The following is a 15,186-nucleotide window of genomic DNA, read 5'->3' as shown; positions in this document are numbered from 1 at the left end:
AGATTACGCCGTCAACCCTTTGATTCAAAAAACTTTTATTTCGGGTCTACGTCAGTGCGCAGATGCGGCCAGGCGGCGCGCAGGTACTGAACCATCGACCACAATGTCAGGCCTGCGGAGATCAGCAGCAGCGCGTAGCCCAACAGCACCCAGAAATTGAAGTTAGCCGGGTTGCCCAGCAGGATCACCAGCGCCAGCATCTGCGCGGCGGTTTTCCATTTGCCCAGGTTCGATACTGCCACCTGGGCACGGGCGCCCAGTTCGGCCATCCATTCGCGCAGTGCTGATACGACGATTTCGCGGCCGATGATCACCGCCGCCGGCAGGGTCAGCCAGAGGTTGCCGTGCTCCTGCACCAGCAGAACCAAGGCGACCGCGACCATCAGCTTGTCGGCCACAGGGTCCAGGAAGGCGCCGAAAGGCGTGCTCTGCTCCAGGCGTCGGGCCAGGTAGCCGTCCAGCCAGTCGGTGGCGGCGGCGAAGGCAAAGACCGAGGCGGAGGCCACATAGCTCCAGTGGTACGGCAAATAGAACAGCAAAATGAAGATCGGGATGAGCAGGACGCGGAGTACGGTAATCAGATTTGGGATATTCATCGGCACAACTGGCTGCGAGGTTGACGGGCATTCTACTCGCTATGCAGGCTTGCATAAATCGACTCAGCGAGCTTTTTACTGATACCGGGAGCTTTGGCTATCTCTTCGATGCTGGCACGAGACAGCTCCTGCAATCCACCAAAATGTTTCAATAGATCGCGACGTCGCGTCGGGCCAACCCCTGCCACACCTTCCAGCGTCGATGTACGGCGGGTCTTGCCCCGGCGGGCGCGGTGTCCGGTAATGGCGAAACGGTGTGCTTCGTCACGGATCTGCTGGATCAGGTGCAGCGCCGGCGAATCCCCTTTCAGGGTGAACTCATGGGCCGCATCGTTCAGGTACAAGGTCTCGAAACCGGCCTTGCGGGTGGCGCCCTTGGCCACGCCCAGCAGGATCAGGTCGGGGACCATCAGCTCGTTCAATACGTCGCGGGCCATGGACAGCTGGCCTTTGCCGCCGTCCACCAGCAGGATGTCCGGCAGCTTGCCCTCCCCGTCCTTGAGCTTGCCGAACCGGCGCATCAGCGCCTGATGCATCGCCGCATAATCATCGCCCGGGGTAACGCCCTCAATGTTGTAGCGCCGGTAATCGGACTTGATCGGGCCCTCCGGACCAAACACCACACAAGATGCCACGGTCGCTTCGCCACTGGAGTGACTGATGTCGTAGCACTCCAGCCGCTGCGGCGGCTCGTCCAGGTTAAGGACATCGGCCAAGGCATCGAACCGTGCAGCCACATGCTGGCGGTTGGCCAAGCGTGCGCCAAGGGCCTGTTCGGCGTTGGTCACGGCCAGTTGCTGCCAGCGCGCCCGGGTGCCACGCACGCGATGGCTGATGGTCAGTTCACGACCACGAAGCTTGTCAATGGCCTCGACCAGGGCTGGGAAGTCTTCGTGGACCACATTGACGATCAACTCGGCAGGCAGGTCGCGCTCCGGGCTGCTGATGTAGTACTGGCCCAAAAACGCCGCCATGACTTCGGCCACGTCTTCCTCGATACCCACCTGGGGAAAGAAGTTCTTGCTGCCCAGCACCCGACCGCCGCGCACGCTGATCAGGTGAACGCAGGCGCCACCCGGGTTGATGAACGCGGCGATCACGTCAACGTCGCCGCTGCCGCCTTCCATGCTCTGCTGATCCTGCACGCGGCGAAGCAGCCCGATCTGGTCACGCAGCTCGGCAGCCCGCTCAAACTCAAGATTGACCGCCGCGTCCTCCATCGCCGCCGACAGTTCGTCGGTCAACGCATTGCTGCGACCTTCAAGAAACATCACCGAGTGGCGCACGTCTTCGGCGTAGACGTGGGGTTCGACGAACCCGACGCAAGGCGCTTTGCAGCGTTTGATCTGATATTGCAGGCATGGTCGGGTACGGTTCTTGTAATAGCTGTCTTCGCATTGGCGAACGAAGAAGGTCTTCTGCAACAGACTCAGGCTTTCACGGATCGCCCCAGCGCTGGGGTAAGGACCGAAATACCGGCCCTTGGCCTTCTTGGCCCCGCGGTGGATGCTCAGACGCGGAAATGCCCCGTCGGACAGGAACACGTACGGGTAGGACTTATCGTCACGCAGCAGAATATTGTACGGCGGCCGCCATTCCTTGATCAGCGTCTGCTCGAGCAGCAAGGCCTCGGTTTCATTGGCGGTGATGGTGGTTTCGACTTGCGCGATGCGCCCCACCAGGGCGGCGGTCTTTGGCGCGAGGCCGGTTTTACGAAAGTAGCTGGCCAGACGCTTCTTGAGGTTCTTGGCCTTACCGACGTAAAGCAGACGCGCATCGCTGTCGAACATGCGATAGACGCCTGGGCGACCGCTGCATGTGGACAGGAAAGCACTTGGATCAAACAGTTCAGTCATTATCAGGCGCTGGCATCGACCATGCCGTGGCGCACCGCCAGCAGCGTCAACTCGACATCGCTGCTGATCGACAGCTTCTCGAAGATTCGGTAACGGTAGGTGTTGACGGTTTTAGGCGACAAGCACAGCTTATCGGAGATGATCTGCACCTTTTGGCAACCGACAATCATCAGGGCAATCTGGATTTCCCGTTCCGACAGCGCATCGAAGGGCGATTCATTGGTCGGCTGGAACGACTTGATTGCCAGCTGCTGGGCAATTTGCGGGCTGATGTAACGCTGACCGGCAAATACCAGGCGAATGGCCTGGACCATCTCGTTCAAGCCGGCGCCCTTGGTGAGGTAACCCGCAGCACCCGCCTGCAACAACCGGGTCGGGAACGGATCTTCTTCACACACGGTCACCGCGACCACCTTGATGTCCGGGTGGCTGCGCAGCAGTTTACGCGTGGCTTCAAGACCGCCGATGCCTGGCATCTTGACGTCCATCAGTACCACGTCGGGTTTCAGTTCACGCGCCTTGATAAGGGACTCTTCCCCGGATTCAGCCTGACCAACCACCTGCAGACCGTCGATATCAGCCAGCATTCGTGTAATGCCCGTACGGACGAGATCATGGTCGTCGACCACTAACACCCTAATCAAGCAGACACCTCACGATTTGGTCTTATTTGGGTTGCCCAACACCTTAGCAAAAACCATCCGGCAGACCTAGCGCAAAGGGACATATAAAAGTTACAACGCGTCTTTCACAGGCACGCAATCCGAGGCCTCAAGCCCTGGCGGCCCGTTCCATCCTCAGGAAACATTCATCCTCGCCGACCACCTGCAGCCCCATGCGCTCGTAGAGCACCCTGGCCGGATTGTTCTTGAAAACCGTCAGGCGTAACGCCGGGCGACGCTCCTGCATCATCATGTCCCAAACCTGACCGATCGCCCAGGTGCCGGCGCCCTGCCCCCGAAACGCCTCGGCAATCTGTAGCTCCCGGATATACAACGCCCGGGCATCACGACTCAGACTCACAAAACCCAACGCTTGCCCCTCGCGGCAGATGATCCAGTTCTGACGAATGATCCAGGCCAGATCGAATGCTTCGTCCTGCCATAACAAATCATGGTGCAAGTAATAGGGAAGCATGTTGATGCACGTCAGTTGCCGGGCAAAGGCGATGTCCTCGGCCGTTGCCGCACGCCACTGGAAACTCATGTGTACCTCTTCAAAGAATGGTCACCCATACGACTGGGCCCGATAACCGTCGGGCACCACAACTCGCTCAGGCCGAAAGCCAGATCGAGAGAAGGTGCAAACCCAAAGTTTGTCATAAAGCCCGCCGGACTCAAGCCAGGATGAACAATCACATGCCCACGATAGAATTTTCTGATTGAACCGGCCCGCCCTGCTCTAGTAAGCTCAGGGCCATTCATCGGAGACAGACCATGTTCAACGCCCTCGCATCGCTTCAAACCGCCAGCGCCCCGCGCTCGGTTGCGGCTGCCTGGGAGAACAGTGTTCAGACTCCGGTCAGCTTTTATTTTGGGTATTGGTTTAGCCACTGGCGCGCCTGATACCCAACCGGCGCCCAATTTAAACGGGTCGCCTTCCAGAGTTTTCTAACCCCCGGTCGGCCTCCCGACCGGGGGTTTTGTTTTTTCAGCCCCACACATTTTTGCGACACCAGACAAACTTGAGGATTGAGCCATGAACTACGCCACTTATTACCGTTACGACAGTTTTTCCGCCTGGCGATTTACCAGCCACCGCTCGGGACAGCCTGCCGCCTCCGATCGGTCACCTACCGGTGGCAAGCCTCAGTTGCGGGCCAATACGGCCAATTGTCGAACACCCCAATAGGGCCGGCGCGCGGGAATGAACCCGCTGCCCGCCCAGGAAACCAGATCATGAATTCGTCCGTCTCTGCTTTGCCGCTGTCCACTCTAAACCCCGCCAATGAAGCCCTGACCCTGCGTCTGCCCAGCTCATTGCAACTCAAGCAACAATTGCCCCTCAGCTCGGCGCTGAGCCAACAGGTCAATGCCCATCGCCAGGCAATCCGCTCGATCCTCGACGGCGAGGACTCCCGCCTGCTGGTCATTGTCGGCCCCTGCTCCATCCACGATCCGAAATCGGCCCTCGAATACGCTGCCAACCTGGCGCGCGTGGCCCATGAAGTCAGCGACAGCATGCTGCTGGTGATGCGCGCCTACGTGGAAAAACCCCGCACGACGGTAGGCTGGAAAGGCCTCGCTTACGACCCTGGCCTGGATGGCAGCGATGACATGGCCGGCGGCCTGACGCTGTCCCGGGAACTGATGCGCGAAATGCTCCAGTTGGGCCTGCCTGTGGCCACCGAACTGCTGCAACCCATGGCCGCCAACTACTTCGATGACCTGCTCAGTTGGGTCGCCATCGGCGCGCGTACCACCGAATCGCAGATCCACCGGGAAATGGCCAGCGGCCTGGGCATGCCGGTCGGTTTCAAGAACGGCACGGACGGCGGTGTTGGCATCGCCTGCGATGCCATGCGCTCGGCAGCCCATCCTCATCGGCATTTCGGCGTCGACAGCCAGGGGCATCCGGCGATCATCCAGACCCAGGGCAACCCCGACACTCATCTGGTGCTGCGCGGCGGCCATCGCGGGCCGAACTATGACCGCCAGAGCGTCACACAGATACACAATGACCTGACCCGCCTGAAAATACCGGCCCGGATCATGGTGGATTGCAGCCACGCCAACAGTGGCAAAGACCCGTTGCGCCAGCCTCAGGTGTTCAACGACGTCCTGGAACAGCGCCTGCAAGGAAACCACTCCCTCATCGGCATGATGCTGGAAAGCCACCTGTTCGAAGGTTGCCAGTCGTTGGGCCCGTCGCTGCGTTACGGCGTATCGGTGACCGATGGCTGCCTGGGTTGGGCGACCACCGAGCAACTGCTGCGTCAGGCCCATCGTCAACTGGTGTCGGCCTGAATCCTGAAAGCGCCCTCCCCAGCGAGGACGCTCAGCTTTTCGCCGCGGAACGAACCTGGACGGTGACCCACTCCGAATGCTGGCTCACATCGTCCAGGCGCTCGACCTGATAAAACAAATGCACCGATCTGCCGCGCTGGTCCTGCCAGAACGCCGCAGGCACTACAAAGGTCAGCGCTTGACCTGCCGTCGCCGCGGTGATTTCGCGCTCGGCGACATGCGCGTAACTGCCGTTGCACTGCAGCCAGACCAGCTCGTCAGCCTCAAGCCCGGCACCGTCGATGACGACACTCACCCCCTCCTGTAACCCGTCGACATCCAGCCCGCCCGCGTTCAATCCCGCAATCCGCGGCGCCTTCAGAGCAGGACGTCGCAAAGGCCCCAAGTGCAACGACAGGGGCTCGGCGCGACGCACCGAATGTCCGCGCCGGACGACATAGGTCAGGCTCAGGCTTTGACCCTCATGAGGGGCAATCAGCGCATGATCGACCCAGAACGCTACCTCGCGGCCGACGGCATGAGCCTCGATATCCAGCACATCGCGCCAAACGGCCCTGGAATCGTTGCTGGCAATCAGGATCAACCGGTCGCCGACGGCCATTCTGGAATAGGGTTTGATGGTCACGCACGTTCCTTCGGGCACCCGCGCCGGGTCCAGGCTGCCGCCCACGGCATCGTTGACAACGGCGGCCGGCAGTTGCAAGGAAACATCGCCGATATCCAGTTGCAAAGGCTGGGAAACCAGCGTGGCCGGCAGCCGTTTGCTCGTCACCTGGTAGCTGATCTCCAGCGAGCCGCCGTCCAGCTCGGCGATATGCGGCTCGCGCACAACAAAAACGACATCTCGCCCCACATGCCGCTCAGTGATGAACCTTCGCACTTCATGCCGATAGGGTTCGGCGTCTGAATTGAGTCCGTGCCAGAACAGCAGCACTTCATCTCCGCACGTCATCATTGGATATGGCTTGACGGTGATGACGACCTTGCGCCAAGCGGGGTTGATCACCCCTGCCGTGGCCGCTGCCAGAAACGGGGCCGGCAATTTCGTCAGGGGTGCGAGCCGGGCTCGCGGGGCAGATGGGTAAGTGGTCATACATAGGCTCCAGTCCTTGGATAAAGGCACCGCGTTCATATCGCGGCACCCGATGAAGCCATTAAACCTCGACCGTCCCAAACCCACAGTCAGACAAGACGACCACGGGAGTGGCCTGGTGCCGGTGAAGTTGTAGCCGCAAGCGCCAAGGGCAATCGGAAGTATCCCGATACGCTCAGATCCGTCCGGCTCCAGTCCGACCCTTCCCACTTCTTCTATTCCGTTTTCAGCAGAGCACTGCGGTTTCTTCCTACACCGTCCAGCACAAGCCTGCATTAGAGTGACGTCGCGAATTCAACAGGAACCTCTTCGAAAAAGGTACGAACATGCAACGGAATGCAACCACTCAATTTCCCATCCTGCTGGTCCATGGGTTGTTCGGGTTTGACAGGGTCGGCGGCTTCGAACTCTTCCACGGGATCAAACAGGCATTACGCGCCGCCGGTGCCCGGGTGTTCATCCCCTATTTGTCAGCGACACATTCCAATGAAGCCCGTGGTGAACAACTGCTGGCACAGATCGATCGGATTCTGAGCGGCACCGGCGCCACCAGGGTCAACCTGATCGGTCACAGCCAGGGCGCGCTGGCCGCCCGATACGCCGGCGCTGTTGCCCCCGACAGGGTGGCCTCGGTGACCTCGGTCAGCGGCCCCAATCATGGCTCCGAACTGATAGATTTCCTCTACAAAGCCCTGACCCCGGGGCGCCTACCAGAGCATGTGGCGGATAAAGTCGCCACGCTTTTTGCTGACTTCATCTCGCTGCTGGGCGGCCAGGCGCAACTGCCACACGCGGCCATCGCAGCACTGGCGGCGCTGACCACCGAAGGCGTAGGCGCGTTCAATGACAAATACCCCCAAGGCCTGCCCAAACACTGGGGCGGCAACGGAGCACAAAGGGTCAACGGGGTGCGCTACTACTCATGGAGCGGCACGTTGCCGGACTCCGAGAACGGAGCATGCAATGCGATGGACCCACTGCAGGGTTTCTGCCGGGCCTTTTCCGAGTATTTCATCACCGAAGCCGGGCAGAACGACGGCCTGGTGGGACGCTTCAGCTCGCACCTGGGCAAGGTCATTCGCTCTGACTATCCACTGGACCACATGGACGCCATCAACCAGACAGCCGGTTGCAGCCGCAAGGGTACAGACCCGGTGGAGCTTTACGTGCGCCACGCCGAACGCCTGCGCAAAGCCGGCCTTTGATCGACAGACTCAAGGTTTTGACGCATTTTTGACAACAACCGGTCAGTGATTCCGGTAGGCTCAACACCTTTAAAGCTATTGAAAGGAATTTTACCCATGGCCAAAGCCACTGCCCGCCACATCCTGGTTTCCAGCGAAGAGAAGTGCAACGAACTCAAGGCTCAGATCGAAGCCGGCGCCGATTTCGCTGAAGTCGCCAAGGCCAACTCCTCGTGCCCGTCCAGCCGTCAGGGCGGCGACCTGGGTTCGTTCGGTCCAGGCCAGATGGTCAAGGAATTCGACACCGTGGTATTCAGTGCCCCGATCAATGTGGTGCAGGGTCCGGTCAAGACCCAGTTCGGCTATCACCTGCTGGAAGTGACCAGCCGCCAGGACTGATCCCGGCTTATCGACATAACGGCCCGCCCTTCGGTGGGCCGTTGTGTTTGTGTCAGGCCAAGGGGCTAGCGATCAAGGCGTAGCTCGCGTACAAATCGTGGTCATCTATCACCCGGCTTTAAGGCTGACAATGCGACTGGCGTTCCCTTCACTGCTGTTCACTGCCGTGGTCCTGCTGACAGGTGCCGCCGGTGTGGATGCCACACCGCAACATGCCCTGACGGTGTATGGCGAACCAGCCAAGTACCCCCAGGGCTTCAGCCACTTCGCCTATACCAATCCCCAGGCCCCCAAAGGCGGCACCATGCGCCGCTCGGCCATCGAGATCGGCCATTTCGACCACGTCCTGCCCTACATCGACAAAGGCATCGGCGTCAGCCAGATCGATGGAATGCTGTATTCGCCGCTGGCTCAGCGCTCGCTGGACGAGCCCTACACCGTCTATGGCCTGGTGGCGCAGAAGATGGAACGCGCCGACGATGGCCTGTCCTTGCGCTTCTACCTCAATCCCAAGGCCCGGTTTGCCGATGGCAGGCCCATCACCGCCGAGGACGTGCGCTACACCTTCGAGCTGTTGATGACCCAGGGCAGCCTGCGGTATCGCACCCAGTTCGCCGCCGTCAAAGGCGTCGAAGTGGAATCCGAGCGCACCGTTCGCTTCGACTTCAAGAACAACGAGAACCGTACCCTGCCTCTGGACATCGCCACACTGCCGGTCTTTCCCGAGCACTGGTGGAAAACCCGCGATTTTGCCAGTGGAGGTGGCTACGAAGCCCCGCTGGGCAGTGGCCCCTATCGGGTGGGCCGGATCGACTCGGGACGCAGCATCACCTTCGAGCGCAACCCCGACTGGTGGGGCAAGGACCTGCCGGTCAGTCGCGGGCTCTACAATTTCGACCATTTCAGCATCGAGTATTTCGGCGATACCGATGTGGCGCGGCAGGTCTTGCGTGGCGGCGCTTATGACTACAATCGCGAGTTCTCCGCCACCGGTTATTCCATCGGCTATGACAGCCCAGCCCTGCATGACGGTCGCCTGCAAAAGGCCCACCTGGCCACCGAGGCTCCCCAAACGGCCCAAGGCTTCGTGTTCAACCTGCAAAAACCGCAGTTCCAGGATCGGCGTGTCCGCCAAGCCCTGGCCATGCTCTGGGATTTCGAGTGGAGCAACCGCCAGATGATGCGCAACCTCTATGTGCGCCAGCAGAGTTTTTTCTCCAACACCGACCTGGCCGCCCGGCAACTGCCCGATGCCGACGAACTGGCGATTCTCGAGCCGTTGCGCGGCAAAGTCCCAGAGGAAGTCTTCAGCCAGGTCTTCCACGCACCGAAAACCGACGGCAGCGGCGTGATCCGTGACAAACAACTGCAAGCCCTGGCACTGCTGCAACAGGCCGGCTGGAAACCCGACGGCGACCGCCTGGTCAATGCCGAGGGGGAAGCGCTGAGCTTCACGTTCCTGATCAGCCAGAACGGCCTCGACCGGCTATTGCTGCCCTACAAGCGCACCCTGGCACAGATCGGCATCGACATGAGCATCCGGCGCATCGACGCCTCCCAATACGTCAATCGCCTGATGAGTCGCGACTACGACATGATCATCACCGGCTATCCCGTCAGCACTTCGCCGGGCATGGAGCTCTATAACTATTTCGGCTCGGCGGCGGCCAACGATCCGGGCGCCAACAATTACATGGCCTTGCAGAATCCGGCCGTCGATGCCCTGATCGACGGACTGGTCAAAGCCACCACCCAGCGCGACATGCTCCGCCATGCCCACGCCCTGGACCGGGTGCTGCAATGGAATTACTACTGGATCCCCAACTACTACCCGCCGGGCAGTTCGACCGTCTGGTGGAACCGCTTTGGCAGACCCAAAGTGCAGGCCAGCAATGACGAAGCCATCGAAAGCTGGTGGGAAATGAGCACCACACCGCTGACCAACGAGCAGATGGCCGCCGAACGCCTCAAACGCGGCTCCCCTGGAGGGCGGCATTGATGTGGGCCTATATCGCGCGGCGCTTGCTGCTGATCATTCCGACGCTGGTCATCATCCTGTTGGTGAACTTCGTCATCGTGCAGGCCGCTCCGGGCGGGCCGGTGGAACAGGCCATCGCTCACCTGCAAGGCATCGGCGGCGCCAGTGTCGGCAGTTCGGGCACTGCCATGACCGGCAGTTCGCGAGCCAGTCGCGGCCTCGATCCACAGCTGATCAAGTACATTGAAAAACAATACGGCTTCGACAAACCGGCCCATGAGCGTTTGTGGTTGATGCTCAGCAGCTACGCCCGACTGGACTTCGGCAAGAGTTTCTTTCGCGGCGCCACGGTGACCGACCTGATCCTGGAGAAGATGCCGGTGACCATTTCCCTCGGGCTCTGGGCCACGCTGATCACCTACCTGGTGTCGATTCCCCTGGGCATCCGCAAGGCCGTGCGCCATGGCTCGGCCTTCGATGTGTGGAGCAGCACGGCGATCATCATCGGCTACGCCATGCCGGCATTTCTGTTCGCCATGTTCCTGATCGTGATGTTTGCCGGCGGCACGTCGTTGAACTGGTTTCCGGTGCGCGGGCTGGTGTCGGACAACTTCGAGTCGCTGTCGACACTGGGCAAGATCACCGATTATTTCTGGCACCTGGTCCTGCCGGTCACTTCGCTGGTGATTGGCGGTTTCGCCACCTTGACGATCCTGACCAAGAACTCGTTCCTCAACGAAATCACCCGCCAGTACGTGGTCACCGCGCGAGCCAAGGGTATGAGCGAACGACGCGTGCTGTATGGCCATGTGTTCCGCAATGCGATGCTGCTGGTGGTGTCAGGGATTCCCCAGGCGTTCATCAGCGTGTTTTTCGCCGGCTCCTTGCTGATCGAGGTGATCTTCTCCCTCGATGGCCTGGGACGCATGAGCTATGAAGCCGCGGTGTCCCGGGACTATCCGGTGGTGTTCGGTTCGCTGTTCATCTTCACGCTGTTCGGCTTGCTGATCAAACTCATCGGCGACCTGTGCTACACCCTGGTGGACCCGCGTATCGACTTCGCCGCGAGGAACGCCTGATGTTCAAGTTGTCACCCTTGGGCCGCCGGCGTTTTGAGCGTTTCAAGAAGAATCGCCGGGGTTGGTGGTCGCTGTGGCTGTTCATCGGCCTGTTCATGCTGACCCTGGGCGGCGAATTGATCGCCAACGACAAGCCGTTGCTGGTGAGTTACCAGGGGTCGCTGTATTTCCCAGTGTTCAAGCGCTACACCGAACAGGAGTTTGGCGGGCAGTTGCCGTTCCAGGCCGATTACCGCAGCAGCTACGTGCAGGATCTGATCCACAAGGACGGCGGCTGGCTGTTGTTCCCGCCGATCCCGTTCAGCGACGACACACCCAACTACGACCTGAACCAGCCGACCCCAAGCCCGCCCTCGTCGGTGAACTGGCTGGGCACCGATGATCAGGCCCGGGACGTGCTGGCCCGGGTGATCTTCGGGGCACGGGTGTCGATTCTGTTCGCCCTGGCCCTGACGGCCATCAGCGCGCTGATCGGTATCAGCGCCGGTGCCTTGCAGGGGTATTACGGCGGCTGGGTGGACCTGCTGGGGCAACGCCTGCTGGAAGTCTGGTCCGGGCTGCCGGTGCTCTATCTGCTGATCATTCTGTCCGGCTTTGTCGAGCCGAATTTCTGGTGGCTGCTGGGAATCATGGCACTGTTTTCCTGGCTGGCCCTGGTGGATGTGGTGCGCGCCGAGTTCCTGCGCGGACGCAACCTTGAATACGTCAAAGCCGCCAGAGCCCTGGGCCTGTCCGACCGCAAGGTGATTGTGCGGCATATCCTGCCCAACGCGATGAACGCCACCCTGAGTTATCTGCCGTTCATCCTCACCGGGGCGATTTCCACCCTCACCGCCCTGGACTTCCTCGGCTTCGGCATGCCGGCGGGCAGCGCGTCGCTGGGCGAGTTGATCGGCCAGGGCAAACAGAACCTGCAAGCGCCGTGGCTGGGCCTGACGGCGTTCTTCACCCTGGCGCTGATTCTTTCTCTGCTGGTGTTCATTGGCGAGGCGTTGCGCGATGCATTCGACCCCCGATCCTGATCCACGGCCATGAAGCGGAACCCTGAGATGAGCGACAACCTGATCGAAATCCGCGACTTGAGCGTGGCCTTCAACGACCAAACCGTGGTGCGCAACCTGTGCCTGGATATCCGCCCCGGTGAATGCCTGGCCCTGGTGGGCGAGTCAGGCTCCGGCAAGTCGGTAACGGCCCATTCGATCCTGCAACTGCTGCCGCAAACCGGCAGCCGTACCACCGGCAGCATTCGCTATCGCGGCCAGGAACTGGTGGACGCCGAGGCCAGGGTCCTGCGCGAACTGCGCGGGGACCGGATCGCGATGATCTTCCAGGAGCCCATGACCTCGCTGAACCCGCTGCACAGCGTCGAAAAGCAGATTGGCGAAACCCTCATGCTGCACAAGGGCCTGGGCGGCAAGGCCGCGCGCCAGCGCATTCTGGAGTTGCTGGCCCTGGTGGGCATCCAGAAACCCACCGAACGCCTCAAGGCCTACCCGCATCAACTCTCCGGCGGCCAACGACAGCGGGTGATGATTGCCATGGCCCTGGCCTGCGAACCGGAACTGTTGATTGCCGACGAACCGACCACCGCGCTCGACGTGACGGTGCAGCGCAAGATTCTGCTGCTGCTCAAGTCCCTGCAGCAACGACTCGGCATGTCACTGCTGCTGATCAGCCACGACCTGAACCTGGTGCGCAGCATCGCGCAACGGGTGTGCGTGATGAAGGCCGGGGAAATCGTCGAACAGGCGCCGTGCGAAACGCTCTTCAGCGCGCCGAAGCATCCCTACAGCTGCGAGTTGCTGCACGCCGAACCGGAAGGCGAAGCCCTGCCCCGTGACGAACGCGAAGACGTCTTGCAAGTGCAGGATCTGCGCGTCAGCTTTGCCTTGGGCGGCGGGCTGTTCCGGCGCAAGGAATACCTGCGCGCCGTGGACGGCATCAGCTTGACGATCCAGCGCGGCAAGACCCTGGGCATCGTCGGTGAATCCGGTTCCGGCAAATCCACCCTCGGCCAGGCGATCCTGCGATTGATCGAATCCGAAGGCAGCATCCACTTCCAGGGACAAGCCCTCGATCATCTGTCGCAGAAAGACCTGCGACCGTGGCGCAAGCAGATGCAGGTGGTGTTCCAGGACCCGTTCGGCAGCCTCAGCCCTCGCATGTCGGTGCAGCAGATCATCAGTGAAGGCCTTGAGGTCCACAGCTCGTCCAGTTCCGAGCAGTGTGAAGCGCAGGTGATCCAGGCGCTGCAGGAAGTCGGCCTCGACCCGCAGAGCCGCCACCGCTACCCCCACGAATTCTCCGGTGGCCAGCGCCAACGCATCGCCATCGCCCGGGCATTGGTGCTCAAGCCGGCCCTGATTCTGCTGGACGAACCGACCTCAGCCCTGGACCGCACCGTGCAAAAGCAAGTGGTCGCCCTGCTCCGCCAGCTTCAGGAAAAGCATGGCCTGACTTACCTGTTCATCAGCCATGATCTGGCAGTGGTCCGCGCCCTGGCCCACGACATGATCGTGATCAAGGACGGTAAAGTGGTGGAGCACGGCGCCAGCCATGAGGTGTTCGACTCGCCCCAGCATCCCTACACCAAGGAGCTGTTGGCGGCGGCTCAACCGCAGTAATCCCGGGCTCGCTCAGGCACCACGTCGTTGATCCAGCGCTTGAGCGAATTCACCCATCACCTCCACAACCTGCTGCGCGCCTCGATGAATATCCAGAATGACAGTGCCGGCCTGGTTAGCCAGTTTCACGCCCTGCTCTGCCTTGAGCGTGCTCGATTGCATGCTGCTCACCGCTTGCCTGGCCAATTCACGGTTCTTGGCGACGACCTGAGTAATGGCCACGGTTGACTGACTTGTACGTCGCGCCAGATTGCGCACCTCATCGGCCACCACCGCGAAGCCGCGTCCCTGCTCCCCGGCGCGAGCCGCTTCGATGGCGGCATTGAGGGCAAGCAGATTGGTCTGTTCGGCAATGCCCCGGATGGCATCGACGATGCTGCCGATTTCCTCTGACTGCGCGCTAAGGGCACCTATCCCGGCTGACACCTGCTGAAGCTCATCGGCGATACTTTGCACCACCGTAACGGTTTGCTGAACCACACACGTGCCGAGCCGGGTTTGCTCATCGGTCTGCCGGGACGTCTCGAAAGCAAGTCCGGCCGCTTTTGATTCACTTTGGCGCTGCTCGACTTCGCGAGTGCTGTCAGTGGCGAACTTGACCACGCCATACAAGCGCCCCCGTGCATCGTAGAGAGGGTTGTAGGTAGCCTGCAGCCAGACAGTCGCGCCTCGATTGTCGACGCGCTCGAAAAGGCCGGTCCTGTATTCACCGCGATTGAGCCCGGCCCAGAAGCCACGATAAGCCTCACTCTGGACCTCGCTGGGTTTGCAGAAAATCCGGTGATGCTGGCCCCGAATTTCTTGCAGGCGGTACCCCATGACGTTCATGAAATTCTCGTTGGCATTCACGACCTGACCGCTCAGATCAAATTCGATAACCGCCATGGAGCGGTCGATCGCTTGCATGAAGCTGGTTTCGGCCTGGGCGCGCAACACCCGCTCGTTGATATCGCGAACGATCAAGATGATGCGCTGCACCTTTGCATGGTGATCCAGCACAGGAACGTAGTTTGCTTGCACCCACAACCAGCTTCCATCACGCCGCAAATGCAGGAATTGGCTGTCGGCAGAAGAGCCCTGCCCCAACTGCCGCCATAACGCTGAGCACTCGGCGCTGCGTGAATAGGCAGGCTCACAAAACATCGAATGATGCTGACCGAGGGTTTCGCTGAGTGAATACCCCATCATTTTCAAAAAAGCCGGGCTGACGTCGAGCACCTCGCCCGTCGGGGTGAACTCGATGATCGCCATGCATTGCTGCAAGGCCGTCCGTTCGGCTTCGAGAAAAGCCTGCCTGGCCTGGATTTCGTGCAAGGCGTCCTGATGCTTGCGAGTACGAATGAACATGGGTGGCGCTCCCGGAGGCGTGAATGCGTGGCTGTAGCCACACGAAGGCAGAGATGCCATCGCT

Annotated in this window: 13 protein-coding genes; 7 read left to right on the top strand and 6 right to left on the bottom strand. The window is 60.8% G+C overall.

The window, feature by feature from the left end; all coding sequences use genetic code 11:
- Nucleotides 1-35: 35 nt before the first annotated feature.
- The 4 genes from pgsA to PSEUDOMOFG3G_RS08965 form a co-directional block, all read right to left on the bottom strand.
- The gene (gene pgsA / locus PSEUDOMOFG3G_RS08980) at nucleotides 36-596 is read right to left on the bottom strand and encodes a CDP-diacylglycerol--glycerol-3-phosphate 3-phosphatidyltransferase (protein WP_047227859.1); all 561 of its coding nucleotides are present in this window, start codon (nucleotides 594-596) and stop codon (nucleotides 36-38) included.
- 32 nt (nucleotides 597-628) lie between these two features.
- Nucleotides 629-2,452 carry an excinuclease ABC subunit UvrC gene (gene uvrC / locus PSEUDOMOFG3G_RS08975; RefSeq protein ID WP_139049667.1) on the bottom strand — a complete coding sequence of 608 codons (1,824 nt, stop codon included), beginning with the start codon at nucleotides 2,450-2,452 and terminating at the stop codon, nucleotides 629-631.
- Between the two features lie 2 nt (nucleotides 2,453-2,454).
- Entirely contained in the window at nucleotides 2,455-3,096 is a 642-nt protein-coding gene (gene uvrY / locus PSEUDOMOFG3G_RS08970; protein ID WP_024781217.1) for a UvrY/SirA/GacA family response regulator transcription factor, read from the bottom strand.
- Nucleotides 3,097-3,223: 127 nt separating this feature from the next.
- Nucleotides 3,224-3,658, bottom strand: a complete 435-nt coding sequence (locus PSEUDOMOFG3G_RS08965; RefSeq protein WP_076384052.1) for an N-acetyltransferase — start codon at nucleotides 3,656-3,658, stop codon at nucleotides 3,224-3,226.
- Between the two features lie 692 nt (nucleotides 3,659-4,350).
- Between PSEUDOMOFG3G_RS08965 and PSEUDOMOFG3G_RS08960 the strand changes: the two genes are divergently transcribed.
- Nucleotides 4,351-5,418: a 3-deoxy-7-phosphoheptulonate synthase gene (locus PSEUDOMOFG3G_RS08960; protein ID WP_139049666.1), complete on the top strand. Its 1,068-nt coding sequence runs from the start codon at nucleotides 4,351-4,353 to the stop codon at nucleotides 5,416-5,418.
- Between the two features lie 31 nt (nucleotides 5,419-5,449).
- Here the strand turns inward: PSEUDOMOFG3G_RS08960 and PSEUDOMOFG3G_RS08955 are convergent, their stop codons facing one another.
- Entirely contained in the window at nucleotides 5,450-6,511 is a 1,062-nt protein-coding gene (locus PSEUDOMOFG3G_RS08955; protein WP_257220686.1) for a hypothetical protein, read from the bottom strand.
- A gap of 326 nt (nucleotides 6,512-6,837) precedes the next feature.
- Here PSEUDOMOFG3G_RS08955 and PSEUDOMOFG3G_RS08950 point away from each other — a divergent pair, with 326 nt between their 5' ends.
- From PSEUDOMOFG3G_RS08950 to PSEUDOMOFG3G_RS08925, 6 genes are all read left to right on the top strand, one after another.
- Nucleotides 6,838-7,716, top strand: coding sequence for a triacylglycerol lipase (locus tag PSEUDOMOFG3G_RS08950; protein ID WP_047227853.1), 879 nt, complete (start codon nucleotides 6,838-6,840; stop codon nucleotides 7,714-7,716).
- A 96-nt stretch (nucleotides 7,717-7,812) separates the two neighbouring features.
- The gene (locus tag PSEUDOMOFG3G_RS08945) at nucleotides 7,813-8,094 is read left to right on the top strand and encodes a peptidylprolyl isomerase (RefSeq protein ID WP_007898306.1); all 282 of its coding nucleotides are present in this window, start codon (nucleotides 7,813-7,815) and stop codon (nucleotides 8,092-8,094) included.
- 130 nt (nucleotides 8,095-8,224) lie between these two features.
- Nucleotides 8,225-10,093 (top strand): extracellular solute-binding protein, encoded by a 1,869-nt coding sequence (locus PSEUDOMOFG3G_RS08940; RefSeq protein WP_139049665.1) that lies wholly within the window; start codon nucleotides 8,225-8,227, stop codon nucleotides 10,091-10,093.
- Nucleotides 10,093-11,151 (top strand): microcin C ABC transporter permease YejB, encoded by a 1,059-nt coding sequence (locus PSEUDOMOFG3G_RS08935; protein ID WP_139049664.1) that lies wholly within the window; start codon nucleotides 10,093-10,095, stop codon nucleotides 11,149-11,151. Before PSEUDOMOFG3G_RS08940 ends, PSEUDOMOFG3G_RS08935 begins: the two co-directional genes overlap by 1 nt.
- Nucleotides 11,151-12,173 (top strand): ABC transporter permease, encoded by a 1,023-nt coding sequence (locus PSEUDOMOFG3G_RS08930; RefSeq protein ID WP_047227850.1) that lies wholly within the window; start codon nucleotides 11,151-11,153, stop codon nucleotides 12,171-12,173. The genes PSEUDOMOFG3G_RS08935 and PSEUDOMOFG3G_RS08930 overlap by 1 nt, the downstream gene beginning before the upstream one ends.
- A gap of 27 nt (nucleotides 12,174-12,200) precedes the next feature.
- Nucleotides 12,201-13,775 carry an ABC transporter ATP-binding protein gene (locus PSEUDOMOFG3G_RS08925; protein ID WP_139049663.1) on the top strand — a complete coding sequence of 525 codons (1,575 nt, stop codon included), beginning with the start codon at nucleotides 12,201-12,203 and terminating at the stop codon, nucleotides 13,773-13,775.
- Nucleotides 13,776-13,787: 12 nt separating this feature from the next.
- Here PSEUDOMOFG3G_RS08925 and PSEUDOMOFG3G_RS08920 read toward each other — a convergent pair whose 3' ends face one another.
- Nucleotides 13,788-15,122: a methyl-accepting chemotaxis protein gene (locus PSEUDOMOFG3G_RS08920; RefSeq protein ID WP_139049662.1), complete on the bottom strand. Its 1,335-nt coding sequence runs from the start codon at nucleotides 15,120-15,122 to the stop codon at nucleotides 13,788-13,790.
- Nucleotides 15,123-15,186: the final 64 nt, after the last annotated feature.

The organism is Pseudomonas sp. FG-3G (genome assembly GCF_901007645.1).
GTDB lineage: Bacteria > Pseudomonadota > Gammaproteobacteria > Pseudomonadales > Pseudomonadaceae > Aquipseudomonas > Aquipseudomonas rhizophila.
Note: the sequence above shows the minus strand (reverse complement) of the source record. Positions and strands in the feature narration are given on the sequence as shown.